Genomic DNA, 13723 nt, shown 5'->3' with positions numbered 1-13723 from the left:
TCGCGCGGTTTGCAGGTTCATAGCGCGGGCATGCGGGCTGAAGGGTTAGGCAGGGGAGGCACCCTATTTTCGGCGGGCGAGCGCTTTGCCCGGAGGCCGGGCTGGCTGGCGCGACTGATCGCTCCCGGTTTTCACAAGGTGCTCGACCGGATCGACGCGGGACTGGAAACCGGTTCGATTCTGGGGCGGCTTCCCGATGGAACCACGCGGTTGCTTGGGGGGCGCAACCCCGGGTTCGAGGCCGAGGTCGACGTCCGCGACTGGCGGGCGCTTGTCCGCCTTGCCACGAACGGCTCGATCGGCTGGTACCAGGCCTGGGAAGCGGGGGAATGGGACAGTCCGGATCCAGTCCCGGTCTTCGCCCTGTTCATGGCGAACGGCGATGCTCTCGGCGATACCGGAAGGGCCCGCGGACCGTTTCGCTGGGCGGCGCGGTTTGCGCACTGGCTGAACCGCAACACGCCTGCCGGCGCCGCTCGCAACATCCATGCCCACTACGATCTCGGCAACGATTTCTACGCCGCGTGGCTCGGCCAGTCGATGTGTTACTCGAGCGCGATTTTCGAGGACGAGGGCAGCCCCGGCCGCTCGCAGCAGCAGCTCGACATCCTCGACTATGCGCAACTCGCCAAGGCGACCGCGATGCTCAACCGCGTCAGGGCGCACGAAGCGCATTCGATCCTCGAGATCGGCTGCGGGTGGGGCCTGCTGGCACACGCCGCGGCGCAGGGCGGCAGGGCGCGGGTCGATGCGATCAGCCTGTCGGAAGAGCAACTCGCCTACTGCCGCGCGAAGAGCACCGATCCTACCAATCCCCGGTTTCTGCGGCAGGACTACCGGGATACCCGCGGCCAATACGATGCTATCGTCAGCGTCGAGATGGTCGAGGCGCTGGGGCGCGAATACTGGCCGGATTTCATGGATTGCATCGCGCGCAACCTGAAGCCTGGCGGACGCGCTGCGATCCAGTACATCTCGATGAAGGACTCGCTGTTCGAAGCCTATGCCGCAAGCGCGGACTTCATCCAGGCCTACGTCTTTCCCGGTGGCTTGCTGATCAAGACCAGCGAGTTCCGCCGACTGGCCGAGGAGCGCGGGCTCAAGTGGACTGACGAGACCGCATTCGGCGACCATTACGCGCGCACGTTGCGGCTGTGGCGGGAGAATTTCGACCGCGCCGTATACGAAGGGCGGCTGCCCGCCGGCTTCGACGACCGGTTCGTCCGGCTATGGCGATATTACCTGATGTACTGCGAGGGCGGTTTTCGGGGTGGCGGTATCGACGTACACCAGGTTACGCTCGTGAAGCGCCGCCGCTGAGAAACGCCGAATTTCCCTCCGGTGCGCAGCGCACGCGCTCAGACGATGGGGCGATATACCGATCCACCGCCGGAATACCGGGCGAGGATGTTGTCGTGGACGATCGGGCTCAGTAGTTCGGAAAACGCGCAGCCCGCGATGCAGTTGTCCCACCAGATGACCTCCGCCTGGAGCGATTCGAGGCCGGGAAGGGTAAGCCAGCAGAACTGGCCCACGTGCATCCGGTTGATCGCGGCGGCGGAAAAACCCGAGATCGAGAGATCATGGACGACCGTGCGGAATGGCCGTCCTCCCGATGCGCGCAACTGCGCGGGAATGCTGATCTTGGTGCGCGGCGCGCAGCGATCTTCCTGCGCGGCCAATGCATAGCGGTCGGTCGTATTGATCATCGCGAGAAACCCTCGTTCGCGTCACCTTCTAGTCGCCCCGCCGCCATCTGGCGGCCAGGACTCCTGCACGGTGCCTCAAGGTGCTTTCCCGTTCCCTGAGGGACGGGGTTAAGCGGACGCTAAGGACGATCGCGGTGTCGCGTCGGGAAGTCCTTCTCGAGCAGGGCGACGATCCGCTTCGCCACGTCTTCGGGAGGCTTCACGCTGGCGGGATCTTCGCCCGGATAGGCACGCGCCCGCATGGCGGTACGGGTCGCGCCGGGATCGACGATCGCGACACGGGTGTCGCCCAGCTTCTCGATCTCGAGGGCATAGCAGTCGAGCAACGTTTCGAACGCCGCCTTGCTCGCTGCGTAGGCCGACCAGAAGGCGCGAGGGGCGGTACCGACCGAACTCGTCAGCCCGATCACGCGGCCGTGACCCGCGCGCTTGAGCAGGGGATCGAGGGCTGCAAGCAGCGCCTGTGTGGCAAGGACGTTGGTCGTGAGAGCCTGGCCCAGCTGCTTCTGGTCGACCTGAGTGACCGGCGTAAGGGTTGGCAGGTACGCGGCGTTGATGACTAGAATGTCGAGGCGGTCCCAGCGCTGGGCGATTGCCGAGGCGAGCCGCGCGACGCCATCCGGCTCCGCGAGGTCGAGCGGAGCGATCGTCGAACTCCCGCCGGCAGAGTGGATCGCGTCCTCGACCGCTTCGAGCGCCTTCACGTCGCGCGCCGTCAGCACCACGTGAGCCCCTGCTTCAGCAAGGGCGAGGGCGGTCGCGCCGCCGATACCCCTGCTGGCCCCGGTCACGAGCGCGATGTGGCCATCGAACGGTTTCTTGTCAGACAATTAGGCGACCCTGTTGACGGGGAATGAAAGCTGGGCCTCGCGCGATTCCCGGGCAGCGAGGTCGGTGAGCGAGGTGGGATAGTCGCCGGTAAAGCACGCGTCGCAGTACTGGGGGCGAAGAGGGTTGCGGTTGCTTTCGCCCACTGCCCGGTAAAGCCCGTCGATCGACACGAACGCGAGGCTGTCGGCCTTGATGAACTCCCGCATGGGTTCCAGTTCCATTCGGGCTGCGAGCAGCTTTGACCGCTCGGGGGTGTCGACACCGTAGAAACACGAATGCGCGGTTGGCGGACTAGCGACGCGAAAATGCACCTCGGTCGCGCCCGCATCGCGCATCATTTCCACGATCTTCATGCTGGTCGTCCCGCGCACGATCGAATCGTCGATCAGGACGATGCGCTTCCCTTCCACGAGACCGCGGTTGGCGTTGTGCTTGCGCTTGACGCTCGAGTGGCGGGCACTGTCGCCTGGCTGGATGAAGGTCCGGCCGACATAGTGCGACCGGATGATACCCAGCTCGAACGGCACGCCAGATTCCTGCGCGTAGCCGATCGCGGCGGGCACGCCGCTGTCGGGAACCGCGACCACCAGATCGACGTCCGCGGGCGATTCGATCGCGAGCTCGCGGCCGATCGCCTTGCGCGCCTCGTAGACCGATCGGCCGTCGAAGATCGAATCCGGCCGGCTGAAATAGACATGCTCGAAGATGCACGGGCGCGCCTGACCGGACACGAATGGGTGGCTGGACACGACATTGCCGTCGAAATCGACGCGCACGATCTCGCCCGGTTCCACCTGGCGCACGAAATCGGCGCCGATCACGTCGAACGCGACCGTCTCGCTCGCGAACACCGTCGCGTCGCCGAGCCTGCCCATCACGAGTGGCCGGATCCCGAGCGGATCGCGGCAGGCAATCATCCCCTCCGGCGTCATGACGATGAGGGAATAGGCGCCCTCGACGAGGCGAAGCGCGTCGATAAGGCGATCGATCGTTGTCGGGTAACGGCTCGTCGCGACGAGGTGGATGATCACTTCCGTATCCGAGGTGGACTGGAAGATCGCACCCTTGCGGACAAGTTCGTCGCGCAGGCTCTGTGCGTTCGAGATATTCCCGTTGTGCGCGACCGCGAACCCGCCGGCGGCAAGGTCGGCGTAAAGCGGCTGCACGTTGCGCAGACCCGAACCGCCGGTGGTCGAATAGCGCACGTGACCGGCCGCCATGATGCCGGGCAATTCGGCGAGAGCGTCCTGCGAGGAGAAATGCTCCGCAACATGCCCCTGGCCCCGCCGCGTATAGAAATCCTGTCCGTCGAAGCTCGTGATCCCGGCCGCCTCCTGGCCGCGATGCTGCAGGGCGTGCAATCCCAGCGCGGTCACCGCCGAGGCGTCCGGAGCGCCGATCGCGCCAAAGACGCCGCATTCCTCGCGGAGCTTGTCGCCCTCCAGGGTCTCGAACGGATGATGGAATTTCATGGGGCTTTCGGGCCTCGCTGCTCGGGGCGCTCAATGGCGATGTTGGCTGGCGATGACAAGGCCGCTTCCATCGCGGTCTGGCCATTGCGTGCTGCGACAAGCCCCCCTAAACGCGAGCGCATCACGCTTCCCTGAACGAGACGCGCACCCCTTGCTGCTTTCCCCTTTCGAATGGACCATCGCCAAGCGCTACATGTTGCCTGGCAAGGGCGAGGGCTTCATCGCACTCGTCGCGGGTATCAGCGTGGGCGTCGTCATGCTCTCGGTCGCGCTTCTGGTCGTCGTGATGAGCGTGATGAACGGCTTCCGTGCCGAACTGCTCGACAAGATCGTCGGTCTCAATGGCCACGCGATCGTGCAGGCCTACGGCGGGCGGCTCGACAACTGGCAGGAAATCCTCGCCGAAATCCGCGAAACGCCTGGCGTGACCGACGCGAGCCCGCTTATCGAGCAGCCGCTGCTGGTGACCTTCAACGGGCGGGTGGAGGCGGTGCTCGTGCGGGGCAACACGGCGCCCGATATCGCCAATCTGCAGGACAAGGTCGTTGCCGGGGACCTGTCGCTTCTCAGGCCCGATGCCGGCGCAGTCGCGATCGGGGCCCGCCTTGCCGAAAACATCGGAGCGCGCGTGGGTGACACGATCACCATCATAAATCCCGCCGGGCGGTCGACGCCGTTCGGCACGGTTCCGCGGCAGGTCGGTTACCAGGTCGCGGCGATCTTCGAGATCGGTGTGTACGATTACGACAAGTCGTTCGTCGTCATGCCGATATCGGATGCCCAGACCTTGATGCTGATCGGCGACACCATCGGCATGATCGAGGTGACGACCGATGACGCGGACAAGGCCGCCGACTACCTGGCTCCGGTCGGCCGGAAACTTGCGGGACGGGCGGTCGTCTCCGACTGGAAACAGATCAATGCGTCCTTGTTCGAGGCGCTCGAGGTGGAGCGGGTGGCCATGTTCTTCGCGCTTTCGATGATCGTGCTCGTCGCGGCATTCAATATCCTCTCGAGCCTCGTCATGCTTGTGCGCGCGAAGACGCGCGACATTGCGATCATGCGCACGATGGGCGCGACGCGTAGGTCCCTCCTCAAGATCTTCGTGACCGCGGGATTTACCGTCGGGGCGGTTGGGACAGGCACGGGATTGGTCCTCGGCTTCCTGATTCTCGCCTTCCGCCAGAGCATCGTGAACGTGATCCAGGCAGTTACGGGCCAGAATCTCTGGGACCCCTCTGTGCGGTTCCTGACGACGCTGCCGGCGCGGGCCGATCCGGTCGAGATCGTCGGTATCGCGCTGCTGGCACTGGTGCTCAGTTTTCTCGCAACGCTTTATCCGGCGTACAAGGCGGCGAGCACCGACCCTGTGCAGGTGTTGCGCTATGAATGATCCGGCAGTGGTCCGCCTGACCGGCCTCACCCGCTCGTTCGAACAGGGCGGGGTGCGGATCGAGGTGCTTCGCGGCGTCAACCTGACGGTTGCGCCGGGCGAGATTGTCGCTCTTCTTGGCCCTTCCGGGTCCGGCAAGTCGACAATGCTGCAGGCGGTTGGACTGCTTGAAGGCGGGTTCGGCGGGCGGATCGAGATCGCCGGGATCGACGCGAGTGCCCTGCCTCCCGAGGGCCGCACGAGGTTGCGGCGCGAGCACCTAGGCTTCGTGTACCAGTTCCACCACCTGCTGCCCGATTTCAATGCGCTCGAGAATGTCGTCATTCCGCAGCTGGTGGCAGGTGCGCCGCGCGGAGAGGCCGAAGACCGGGCGCGGACTATCCTGGGCGCACTAGGGCTTGCCCATCGGCTCGCCCACCGGCCCAGCCAGCTTTCGGGCGGCGAACAGCAGCGCGTGGCGGTAGGCCGGGCACTCGCCAACCGCCCGCAACTCGTCCTTGCCGACGAGCCCACCGGCAACCTCGACGAACACACGGCCGATATCGTGCTCGAACAGTTCCTGGCGCTCGTCAGGGACGAAGGCAGCGCGGCGCTGGTCGCTACCCACAACGAGCGACTGGCGGCCAGGATGGACCGGGTCGTCCGGCTCCACGAGGGGATCCTTTAGTAAGGGTGGTCGAAGCGCGCCGGTCCGGCAGGACCGGAGCTTGATCGCGGAGCCCTTTTGCGTTGAACTCCTCCCGAGGAGATCAACCGCCATGTCTGCCATCGCCGTCCTGCTTCTGGCCCAGCTTTCGCCCGCCGGCTCCGCGCCCGTCCCGGTTCCATCGTCGCCCCGGTGCGAGGGGGAGGACTTTGCCGCGTTCGACTTCTGGGTGGGCGAATGGGATGTCTACCCGAACGGGAAAGACGTCCAGGTCGCCCGGAGCAAGGTCGAGAAGCTGTATTCGGGCTGCGCGGTGCGGGAAAACTGGATGCCCCTCAAGGGCGGCGGCGGCGGAAGCCTCAACGCTTTCGACCCGGTCTCTGGGCTCTGGCACCAGACCTGGGTCGGCAGCGCCCCCGGGTCGGTGCATTTCACCGGCGGACCGTCTGGTGACCGGATGGTCCTGACCGGCCGGTGGAAGGGATCAGGACCGAATGGGGAGGACGGACTGGCGCGAATGACATATTCGCGCCTCGACGGGTCGGTGCGCCAGCAGGGCGAGTTCTCGGGCGATCACGGATTGACATGGCAAACTACCTTCGACCTGATCTATCGCCCTCGAACGGCGCAGTAAGGGGCGGAGGAAGACGGATGACCACGATTGCCGATTTCACGGTCGAGAAGGCCGACGGGACCCAGCTCGACCTCGCTGAGAAGCGCGGCAAGGTCCTGTTGGTTGTCAACGTTGCCTCGCGGTGCGGGTTCACGCCGCAATACGAAGGACTCGAAGAGTTGCAGCGCAGGTACGGCGACCGGGGGTTCGAAGTGCTCGGCTTCCCGTGCAACCAGTTCGGCGCGCAGGAACCCGGCGATGCCGAGGAGATCGCCAGCTTTTGCAAGCTGACCTATGACGTCACGTTTCCGGTTCTGAAGAAGATCGAGGTAAACGGCGAGGGCGCCAGTCCGCTTTACGACTGGATGAAGGCCGAGGCCCCCGGGCTCATGGGTTCGAAGTCGGTCAAGTGGAACTTCACGAAGTTCCTTATCGACCGCGAGGGCAACGTGGTGAAGCGCTACGCGCCGCAGGATGCCCCCAGGTCGATCGAGAAGGACATCGAAAGGCTCCTTTGAGCTCTGTGGACAAGTCGAAAGCGCGAACCCTTTACGAATCGCAAGCCGAGCCACCATCTTCGCTCATGGCCTTCGCTCCTTTCGTTCCCTTGCGCGTCATGTCGAGCTACTCGATGCTCGAGGGGGCGATCGATCCGAAGGCGATTGCGCGGCTCGCCAAGGACAGGGGCTTCCCGGGGATCGCAATCTGCGACCGAAACGGCCTATATGGCGTGGTTGCCTTCGCGAAGGCCTGCATTGATCTCGGGGTGCAGCCGATCGTCGGCACGCTGCTTGGCATCGCGCGCGACGCGAGCGGCCAGACGATCGACTACCTCCCGCTCTACGCCCAGGACGAGACCGGATACGACAACCTGTGTCACCTGGTCAGCCGGGCCCACCTTGCCCGTCCGCTCGAACTTCCCGCGCATGTCGCGCTCGCCGAGCTTGCAGGGCACACCGACGGGCTGATCGCACTGACCGGCGCGGGGGAGGGCGCACTGACCCGGCTCCTTGGCGCCGGTCGACAGGCCGATGCCGAGGCGCTGTGCGACCGGCTTCAGCGCCTGTTCCCCGGACGGCTCTACGTCGAGATTGCACGGCGCAGCAGCACAGTGTGCGAAGCGGCCGAGGACGCGCTGATCGATCTGGCTTATGCCCGCGACCTGCCAATTGTCGCCACCAATCCGGCGAACTACGCCGATCCACATTTCCACCCTGCCCACGATGCCATGCTGTGCATCGCGAACTCGACCCACATCGATGCCGCAGAACGTCCTCGCTCGAATCCCGAGGCGTTCGTCAAATCGGCACCGATGATGGAGGAACTGTTCGCAGATCTGCCCGAAGCGACCGCGAATACCCTTGTCGTCGCCCAGCGCTGTGCCTTCGCGCCGCCCAAGCGCGACCCTATCCTGCCGAGTCTTGCCGGCGATCTAGAAGGCGAGGCGCGGATGCTCGCGGAGGATTCGCGCCGGGGTCTGGCCGCGCGACTGGAGAAATACGGGCCGCTCACCGACGAGGAGCTCAAGGTCTATGTCGATCGGCTCGAATTCGAGATCGGCATCATCAACCAGATGGGGTTCCCCGGCTATTTCCTGATCGTCGCCGACTTCATCAAGTGGGCGAAGGACAACGGTATTCCGGTCGGTCCGGGCCGCGGGTCGGGCGCCGGCAGTCTCGTCGCCTGGGCGCTGACGATCACTGACCTCGACCCGATCAGGCTCGGCCTGCTGTTCGAGCGGTTCCTGAATCCCGAGCGCGTGTCGATGCCGGACTTCGACATCGATTTCTGCGAAACCCGCCGCGGCGAAGTGATCCGCTACGTCCAGGCCAAGTACGGCGAAGACCACGTCGCGCAGATCATCACGTTCGGGAAGCTGAAGGCCCGGGCCGTCCTGCGCGATGCCGGGCGCATCCTTCAGATGAGCTACGGCCATGTCGACCGGCTGTGCAAGATGGTGCCCAACCACCCGACCGATCCGTGGACCCTGCCGCGGACGCTCAACGGTGTGTCCGAATTCAAGCGCGAATACGACAACGATGACGAGGTCCGCCGGCTGATCGATCTCGCGATGCAGCTCGAAGGCTATCCCCGGAACAGTTCGACCCACGCTGCGGGCGTCGTCATCGGAGACCGTCCGCTGGCGAAGCTGGTTCCGCTTTACCGCGATCCGCGTTCTGACATGCCGGTCACCCAGTTCGACATGAAGCACGTCGAGAGCGCGGGGCTGGTCAAGTTCGACTTCCTCGGCCTCAAGACGCTGTCGGTCCTGCAGAAGGCGGTCGAGCTGCTCTCGAAGCGCGGGGTCACGATCGATCTGGGGACCCTTCCGCTCGACGATCCCCAAGTCTACGAACTAATGAAGAGCGGCAACACGGTCGGCGTGTTCCAGCTCGAATCGGAAGGCATGCGCCGGACTCTCACCGCGGTGAAGCCCACCAATTTCGGCGACATCATCGCTCTCGTTTCGCTCTACCGGCCGGGTCCGATGGATAACATCCCGCTGTTCGGAAAGCGAAAGGCGGGAGAGGTACCGATCGAGTACCCGCACCCGAAGCTCGAGGGCATCCTTGCCGAGACCTACGGAATCTTCGTCTACCAGGAACAGGTCATGCAGGCGGCGCAGATCCTCGCCGGATATTCGCTGGGTGACGCCGACCTGTTGCGCAGGGCAATGGGCAAAAAGGTCCAGGCGGAAATGGATGCCCAACGCCAGCGGTTCGTTGACGGCTGTGCGAAGGTCTCGCAGATTCCCGCAAAGCGAGCGAACGAACTTTTCGACTTGATCGACAAGTTCGCGGGCTACGGCTTCAACAAGTCGCACGCGGCGGCCTATGCGCTGCTCGCGTACCAGACCGGGTGGTTGAAAGCGCATTATCCCGAGGAATTCTACGCCGCGTCGATGTGCTTCGACATGCACCAATCGGAAAAGCTCGCGGTGTTCGTCGACGACGCCCGCCGCGCCGGAATCGAGATCGCGCCGCCCGACGTCAATCGCTCGGAAGCCGAATTCACCGTCGAGCGCACCGACGAGGGCTATGCCGTTCGATATGCGCTCGCGGGTATCAAGAACGTCGGTGAGAAGGCGATGGAGGCGCTGGTCGAGGAGCGCGAGGCGAACGGATGGTTCGAATCGCTAGAGGACCTGTTCGGGCGGCTGCCGAAGGGCTCGATGAATTCGCGTCAGCTCGAGGGCCTCGTCGCGGCCGGCGCACTCGATAAACTCGAACCGAACAGGGCAAAGCTCTTCGCCAACGTCGATCTCCTGCTCGCGGTGAGCGAAGCGGCCAACCGCGAGCGGGAGAGCGGTCAAACCGCGCTGTTCGGCGGTGAGAGCCAGTCGGAGCCAGCACTGCGTCTCAAGGAGGTAGACGAATGGCCGCGCGCCGAGAGGATGGCGAAGGAGCGCGAGAACTTCGGCTTCTACTTCTCGGCGCATCCGGTCGAACAGTATCGCGCGATCGCGTCGGCCAATGGCGCGCGCAGCTTTGCCTCGCTGATGGAATCGGGCGCCCGGAGCGGAGGCCGAGCGCCTGCCGTCATGGCGGCCATGGTCGAAAAAGTGACCAAGGGGCGCACCCGCAAGGGCAAGGACTTCGTACGGGCCGACTTTTCCGACAGCTCGGGACAGTTTTCCGCGGCGTGCTTCGAGGAATCGCTCGTCGCGAACTTCGTCAAGTGGGCGGACGAGGGGACCTGCGTGCTGCTCAATGTCGAGCTCGACAGCCCGAGTCCCGACGAGCCGCCCCGCGTGACGGTGCGCGGGGCCCGGCCCTTGCGCGACGTGAAGGCCACCGCGCGCATGGCCCTGACGCTCGACGTCCACCTTCCCGAAGCGATCGAGGCGTTACGCGCGGAGCTCGTTTCGGGACCGGAGGGCCGCGGCGAGGTGCGCGTGCGCCTTCTGACCGGCCAGTGCGGCGACCCTGTCGTCCGGTTGGGCTGGAGCTTCCAGCTCGATGGCGAGCTTGCGGAGCGCTTGGCAAGCATCGACGGACTTGCCAATGTGCAACTGACGACCCAGCGCGGCCCCAGCCTGCGACTGGTCGCCTGATCCCGGCCACCGCCCGGCGTCAGGCGGGAAAAGGGGAGAGTTCGATGGCGTTTTCTGGGCTCGGGGCGATGCAGGACTGGGATCTGGTGGTCACGCACCTGATCGATCATGCGGCGCGGGAATACGGGACGCGCGAGCATGTTACCCACTGGGCGGACGGAACCGAGACACGGACCGACTGGGCACGCGTGCGGCGTGATGCGCTGCGAATGACGCAGGCCCTCCGTGCAGCGGGCGTACGCAAGGGCGACCGGATCGCGACGCTCGCGATGAACCACAGCCGGCACCTCGTCACCTGGTACGGCGCGGTTGGCGTGGGCGGCGTGTTGCACACGATCAACCCTCGCTTGTTCGACGACCAGCTCGAATACATCGTCACGCACGCCGAGGACCGGGTGCTCTTATACGATGCAGCGTTTCAGCCGATCGTCGACCGCATGCGCGACAGGTGGCCATGCGTGGAGACCTACGTCTGCTTCGACTCGGGCGATAACGCCCCTGCGTTCGAGGACTGGATCGGCGCCTATGACGGCGACACGAACTGGGAGCGGGTCGACGAGCGCGATCCCTGCATGTTGTGCTACACCAGCGGTACAACCGGCAATCCCAAGGGCGTCCTTTACGAACATCGCTCGACCTTGCTGCACGCAATGGCCGGGGTGCAGCCCAACCTGTTCGATTTCGACAGCCGCTCGGTGATGCTGCCGATCGTCCCGATGTTTCACGCCGCCAGCTGGGGCCTTCCCTGGTCGGGGACGATACCGGGCATCAAGTTCGTCTATTCGGCCGTGAACGACCCGGCCGTTCTGTGCGATCTGATGGACCGCGAACAGGTAACGCACTCGGCAGGCGTGCCGACCGTCTGGCTCGCCATGTTCAACTATCTCGATTCGATCGGGAAGGACGTCCGCGACGTCGGCAGGCTTGAGCGCGCGATCATCGGCGGGTCGGCCGCGCCGCGCTTCATGATCGAACGGTTGATGAAGAACGGGGTGAGCGTCGCCCACGCCTGGGGCATGACCGAGACCAGTCCGATCGGCACCACCGGGTCGCCGCCGGCAGACTGGGACGAACTGGATCTCGAGCAGAAGCTCGATCTTGTCCAGAAGCAGGGTCGCCCGGCTTTCGGGGTGGAACTGCGCTGCGTCGACCTCGACGACCGCACGAAAGTGCTGCCTCGCGACGGCGAGACCTCGGGTGCGTTGCAGGTGCGCGGCCCGTGGGTCATCAAGCGCTATTTCAAGGCCGACCACGACGCGGTCGATGCGGACCAGTGGTTCGACACCGGCGACGTCGCTGTTCTCCACCCCGACGGTACGCTGCAACTTACCGACCGGACCAAGGACGTCATCAAGTCGGGCGGCGAGTGGATCAGTTCGGTGGAGCTCGAAAACGCGGCCGTCGGTCACCCCGCGATCGCGGAAGCGGCGGCGATCGGGATCCCTCACCCAAGGTGGGACGAGCGACCGATCCTCGTCTGCGTGGCCAAGCAGGGATCGACGGTGAGCGGGGAGGAAGTGATCGAGCATCTGCGCGGCAAGGTCGCGAAATGGTGGCTTCCCGACGCGATCGAGTTCGTCGACGAGATCCCCCACACCGGCACCGGGAAGATCAGCAAGAAGGATCTGCGGGAGCAGTTTCGCGAATACCGACTGGAGACGCTCGAATGAGGGAAATTCTGCGCGCCGTAATCGCGGTGACAGCAGGTGTCGGCGTGTTGCTGTTCGGGCAGCTTGCAATCGAAAATGCGGCGTGGTGGTGGACGGGAGGAACCTCGACATTCGACGATCCGCTGCTGAACCTTGCGAAATTCGCTGCCGCGGGCGCGGCCGGTCTGGCATTGGCCATTGCGCTCTTCCTGGAACTGCATGGATACCGGAATTTGCCATGATCTCTTATATCGACCCGAGCCGGGCCACTTTCGACGCCTTCAAGGCGCTCCCGCGCGACCGGCCGATACATATGTTGAACCTGCTTCGGTACCGCGACCGTGCCGAATACCCCGAAGGTCACGCCTCCGCCGGACAGCGCTGGAGCGGACGGCGGGCGTACGAGGAGTACGGACGGACCAGTGGACCCATCTTCCGCCGCGTGGGGGGCAGCCTGGTATGGAGAGGGGTTTTCGAGACGGTCGTGACGGGACCCGACGCGATGGCCTGGGACGACGGGTTCATCGCAGCTTATCCCGGCAGCGCGGCCTTTTTCGAAATGATAAAGGATCCCGATTACCAGCACGCGGTCGTCCACCGGACGGCGGCGCTTGCCGACAGCCGATTGATCCGTTTTGCCCCGCGCGAGCCCGGCGCGAGCTTCTAGCCGAAGACCTCATCGAAAAATGAAAGCAGGGCGGCCCAGCTCTGGCGGTCGGCGCTTGCATCATAGGCGACCGGTCCGCCCGCGGGAGGACGGTTCGGATTGGTGAAACCGTGAACGACGCCACTATAAGTATGGAAATGCCAGTTCGCGCCCGCGCGGTCCATTTCTTCCCAGAAGGCGCTGACCTGCTCCCTCGGCACGAGCGGATCGGCGTCGCCATGACATACGAGGATGCGCGCTTTGATCGCTCCGGGCTCGGCCGGCTTTTCCGTGTCGAGCAGGCCGTGGAAACTTGCGACCGCAGCCAGATCGGCCCCATCGCGAGCGAGCTCGAGTGCCGCCTGGCCGCCCATGCAAAAGCCGATCGCTCCCTGACGCAGGCCCGGTGCGGCCAGTGACAATGCGTCCAGGGCGGCGCGAAGGCGTCCGCGATAGCTCTCCGCGTCGCCTCTCAGGTCGGTCGACAGCGCCACCGCCGCGGGGAAGTCATCAGGCGCTTCACCATAGAAGTCCGCAATCAGTGCGAGATACCCGGCCTCCGCCAGCGCCCGCGCCTTGGCCTCGACGGCGGGCGTCGGGTTCAGGATGGTAGGAAAGACGGCGATCGCGGCCCGGGGTGCGCCTGCCGGCCTGTATAGCGTTCCGGCAAGTTCGACCGGGCCGTCGCGATAGGCGACTTTCTCCACGGG

General features: G+C 65.0%; 13 protein-coding genes. 9 read left to right on the top strand and 4 right to left on the bottom strand.

Features of this window, described 5'->3' with window-relative positions; genetic code table 11:
- Positions 1-30: 30 nt before the first annotated feature.
- Positions 31-1320 carry a class I SAM-dependent methyltransferase gene (locus tag ACPV3N_RS02300; RefSeq protein WP_440114081.1) on the top strand — a complete coding sequence of 430 codons (1290 nt, stop codon included), beginning with the start codon at positions 31-33 and terminating at the stop codon, positions 1318-1320.
- Positions 1321-1358: 38 nt separating this feature from the next.
- Here ACPV3N_RS02300 and ACPV3N_RS02295 read toward each other — a convergent pair whose 3' ends face one another.
- The 3 genes from ACPV3N_RS02295 to purF form a co-directional block, all read right to left on the bottom strand.
- The gene (locus ACPV3N_RS02295; RefSeq protein ID WP_440114078.1) at positions 1359-1709 is read right to left on the bottom strand and encodes a PilZ domain-containing protein; all 351 of its coding nucleotides are present in this window, start codon (positions 1707-1709) and stop codon (positions 1359-1361) included.
- 119 nt (positions 1710-1828) lie between these two features.
- Positions 1829-2539, bottom strand: a complete 711-nt coding sequence (locus tag ACPV3N_RS02290) for an SDR family NAD(P)-dependent oxidoreductase (RefSeq protein ID WP_440114075.1) — start codon at positions 2537-2539, stop codon at positions 1829-1831.
- Entirely contained in the window at positions 2540-4012 is a 1473-nt protein-coding gene (gene purF / locus ACPV3N_RS02285; protein ID WP_440114072.1) for an amidophosphoribosyltransferase, read from the bottom strand.
- A gap of 151 nt (positions 4013-4163) precedes the next feature.
- On the opposite strand from purF, the gene ACPV3N_RS02280 reads away from it, so the two are divergent.
- The 8 genes from ACPV3N_RS02280 to ACPV3N_RS02245 all read left to right on the top strand — a co-directional run bounded on the left by ACPV3N_RS02280 (position 4164) and on the right by ACPV3N_RS02245 (position 13034).
- The gene (locus ACPV3N_RS02280; RefSeq protein ID WP_440114069.1) at positions 4164-5405 is read left to right on the top strand and encodes a lipoprotein-releasing ABC transporter permease subunit; all 1242 of its coding nucleotides are present in this window, start codon (positions 4164-4166) and stop codon (positions 5403-5405) included.
- Positions 5398-6072 (top strand): ABC transporter ATP-binding protein, encoded by a 675-nt coding sequence (locus tag ACPV3N_RS02275; RefSeq protein WP_440114066.1) that lies wholly within the window; start codon positions 5398-5400, stop codon positions 6070-6072. The genes ACPV3N_RS02280 and ACPV3N_RS02275 overlap by 8 nt, the downstream gene beginning before the upstream one ends.
- A 91-nt stretch (positions 6073-6163) precedes the next feature.
- Positions 6164-6685, top strand: a complete 522-nt coding sequence (locus ACPV3N_RS02270; protein ID WP_440114064.1) for a hypothetical protein — start codon at positions 6164-6166, stop codon at positions 6683-6685.
- 17 nt (positions 6686-6702) lie between these two features.
- Positions 6703-7182 carry a glutathione peroxidase gene (locus ACPV3N_RS02265; protein ID WP_440114061.1) on the top strand — a complete coding sequence of 160 codons (480 nt, stop codon included), beginning with the start codon at positions 6703-6705 and terminating at the stop codon, positions 7180-7182.
- A gap of 65 nt (positions 7183-7247) precedes the next feature.
- Positions 7248-10718: a DNA polymerase III subunit alpha gene (gene dnaE, locus ACPV3N_RS02260; protein WP_440114058.1), complete on the top strand. Its 3471-nt coding sequence runs from the start codon at positions 7248-7250 to the stop codon at positions 10716-10718.
- Between the two features lie 44 nt (positions 10719-10762).
- Complete coding sequence (locus tag ACPV3N_RS02255) at positions 10763-12388, top strand: long-chain fatty acid--CoA ligase (protein ID WP_440114055.1); 1626 nt, start codon at positions 10763-10765, stop codon at positions 12386-12388.
- Positions 12385-12609 carry a hypothetical protein gene (locus ACPV3N_RS02250; RefSeq protein ID WP_440114052.1) on the top strand — a complete coding sequence of 75 codons (225 nt, stop codon included), beginning with the start codon at positions 12385-12387 and terminating at the stop codon, positions 12607-12609. The genes ACPV3N_RS02255 and ACPV3N_RS02250 overlap by 4 nt, the downstream gene beginning before the upstream one ends.
- Positions 12606-13034, top strand: coding sequence for a DUF1330 domain-containing protein (locus ACPV3N_RS02245; protein ID WP_440114049.1), 429 nt, complete (start codon positions 12606-12608; stop codon positions 13032-13034). The genes ACPV3N_RS02250 and ACPV3N_RS02245 overlap by 4 nt, the downstream gene beginning before the upstream one ends.
- Here the strand turns inward: ACPV3N_RS02245 and ACPV3N_RS02240 are convergent.
- Entirely contained in the window at positions 13031-13720 is a 690-nt protein-coding gene (locus ACPV3N_RS02240; RefSeq protein WP_440114046.1) for a dienelactone hydrolase family protein, read from the bottom strand. The two genes, ACPV3N_RS02245 and ACPV3N_RS02240, sit on opposite strands and share 4 nt — an antisense overlap.
- Positions 13721-13723: the final 3 nt, after the last annotated feature.

The organism is Tsuneonella sediminis, assembly GCF_051912845.1.
GTDB classification, from domain to species: domain Bacteria; phylum Pseudomonadota; class Alphaproteobacteria; order Sphingomonadales; family Sphingomonadaceae; genus Tsuneonella; species Tsuneonella sediminis.
Note: the sequence above shows the minus strand (reverse complement) of the source record. Positions and strands in the feature narration are given on the sequence as shown.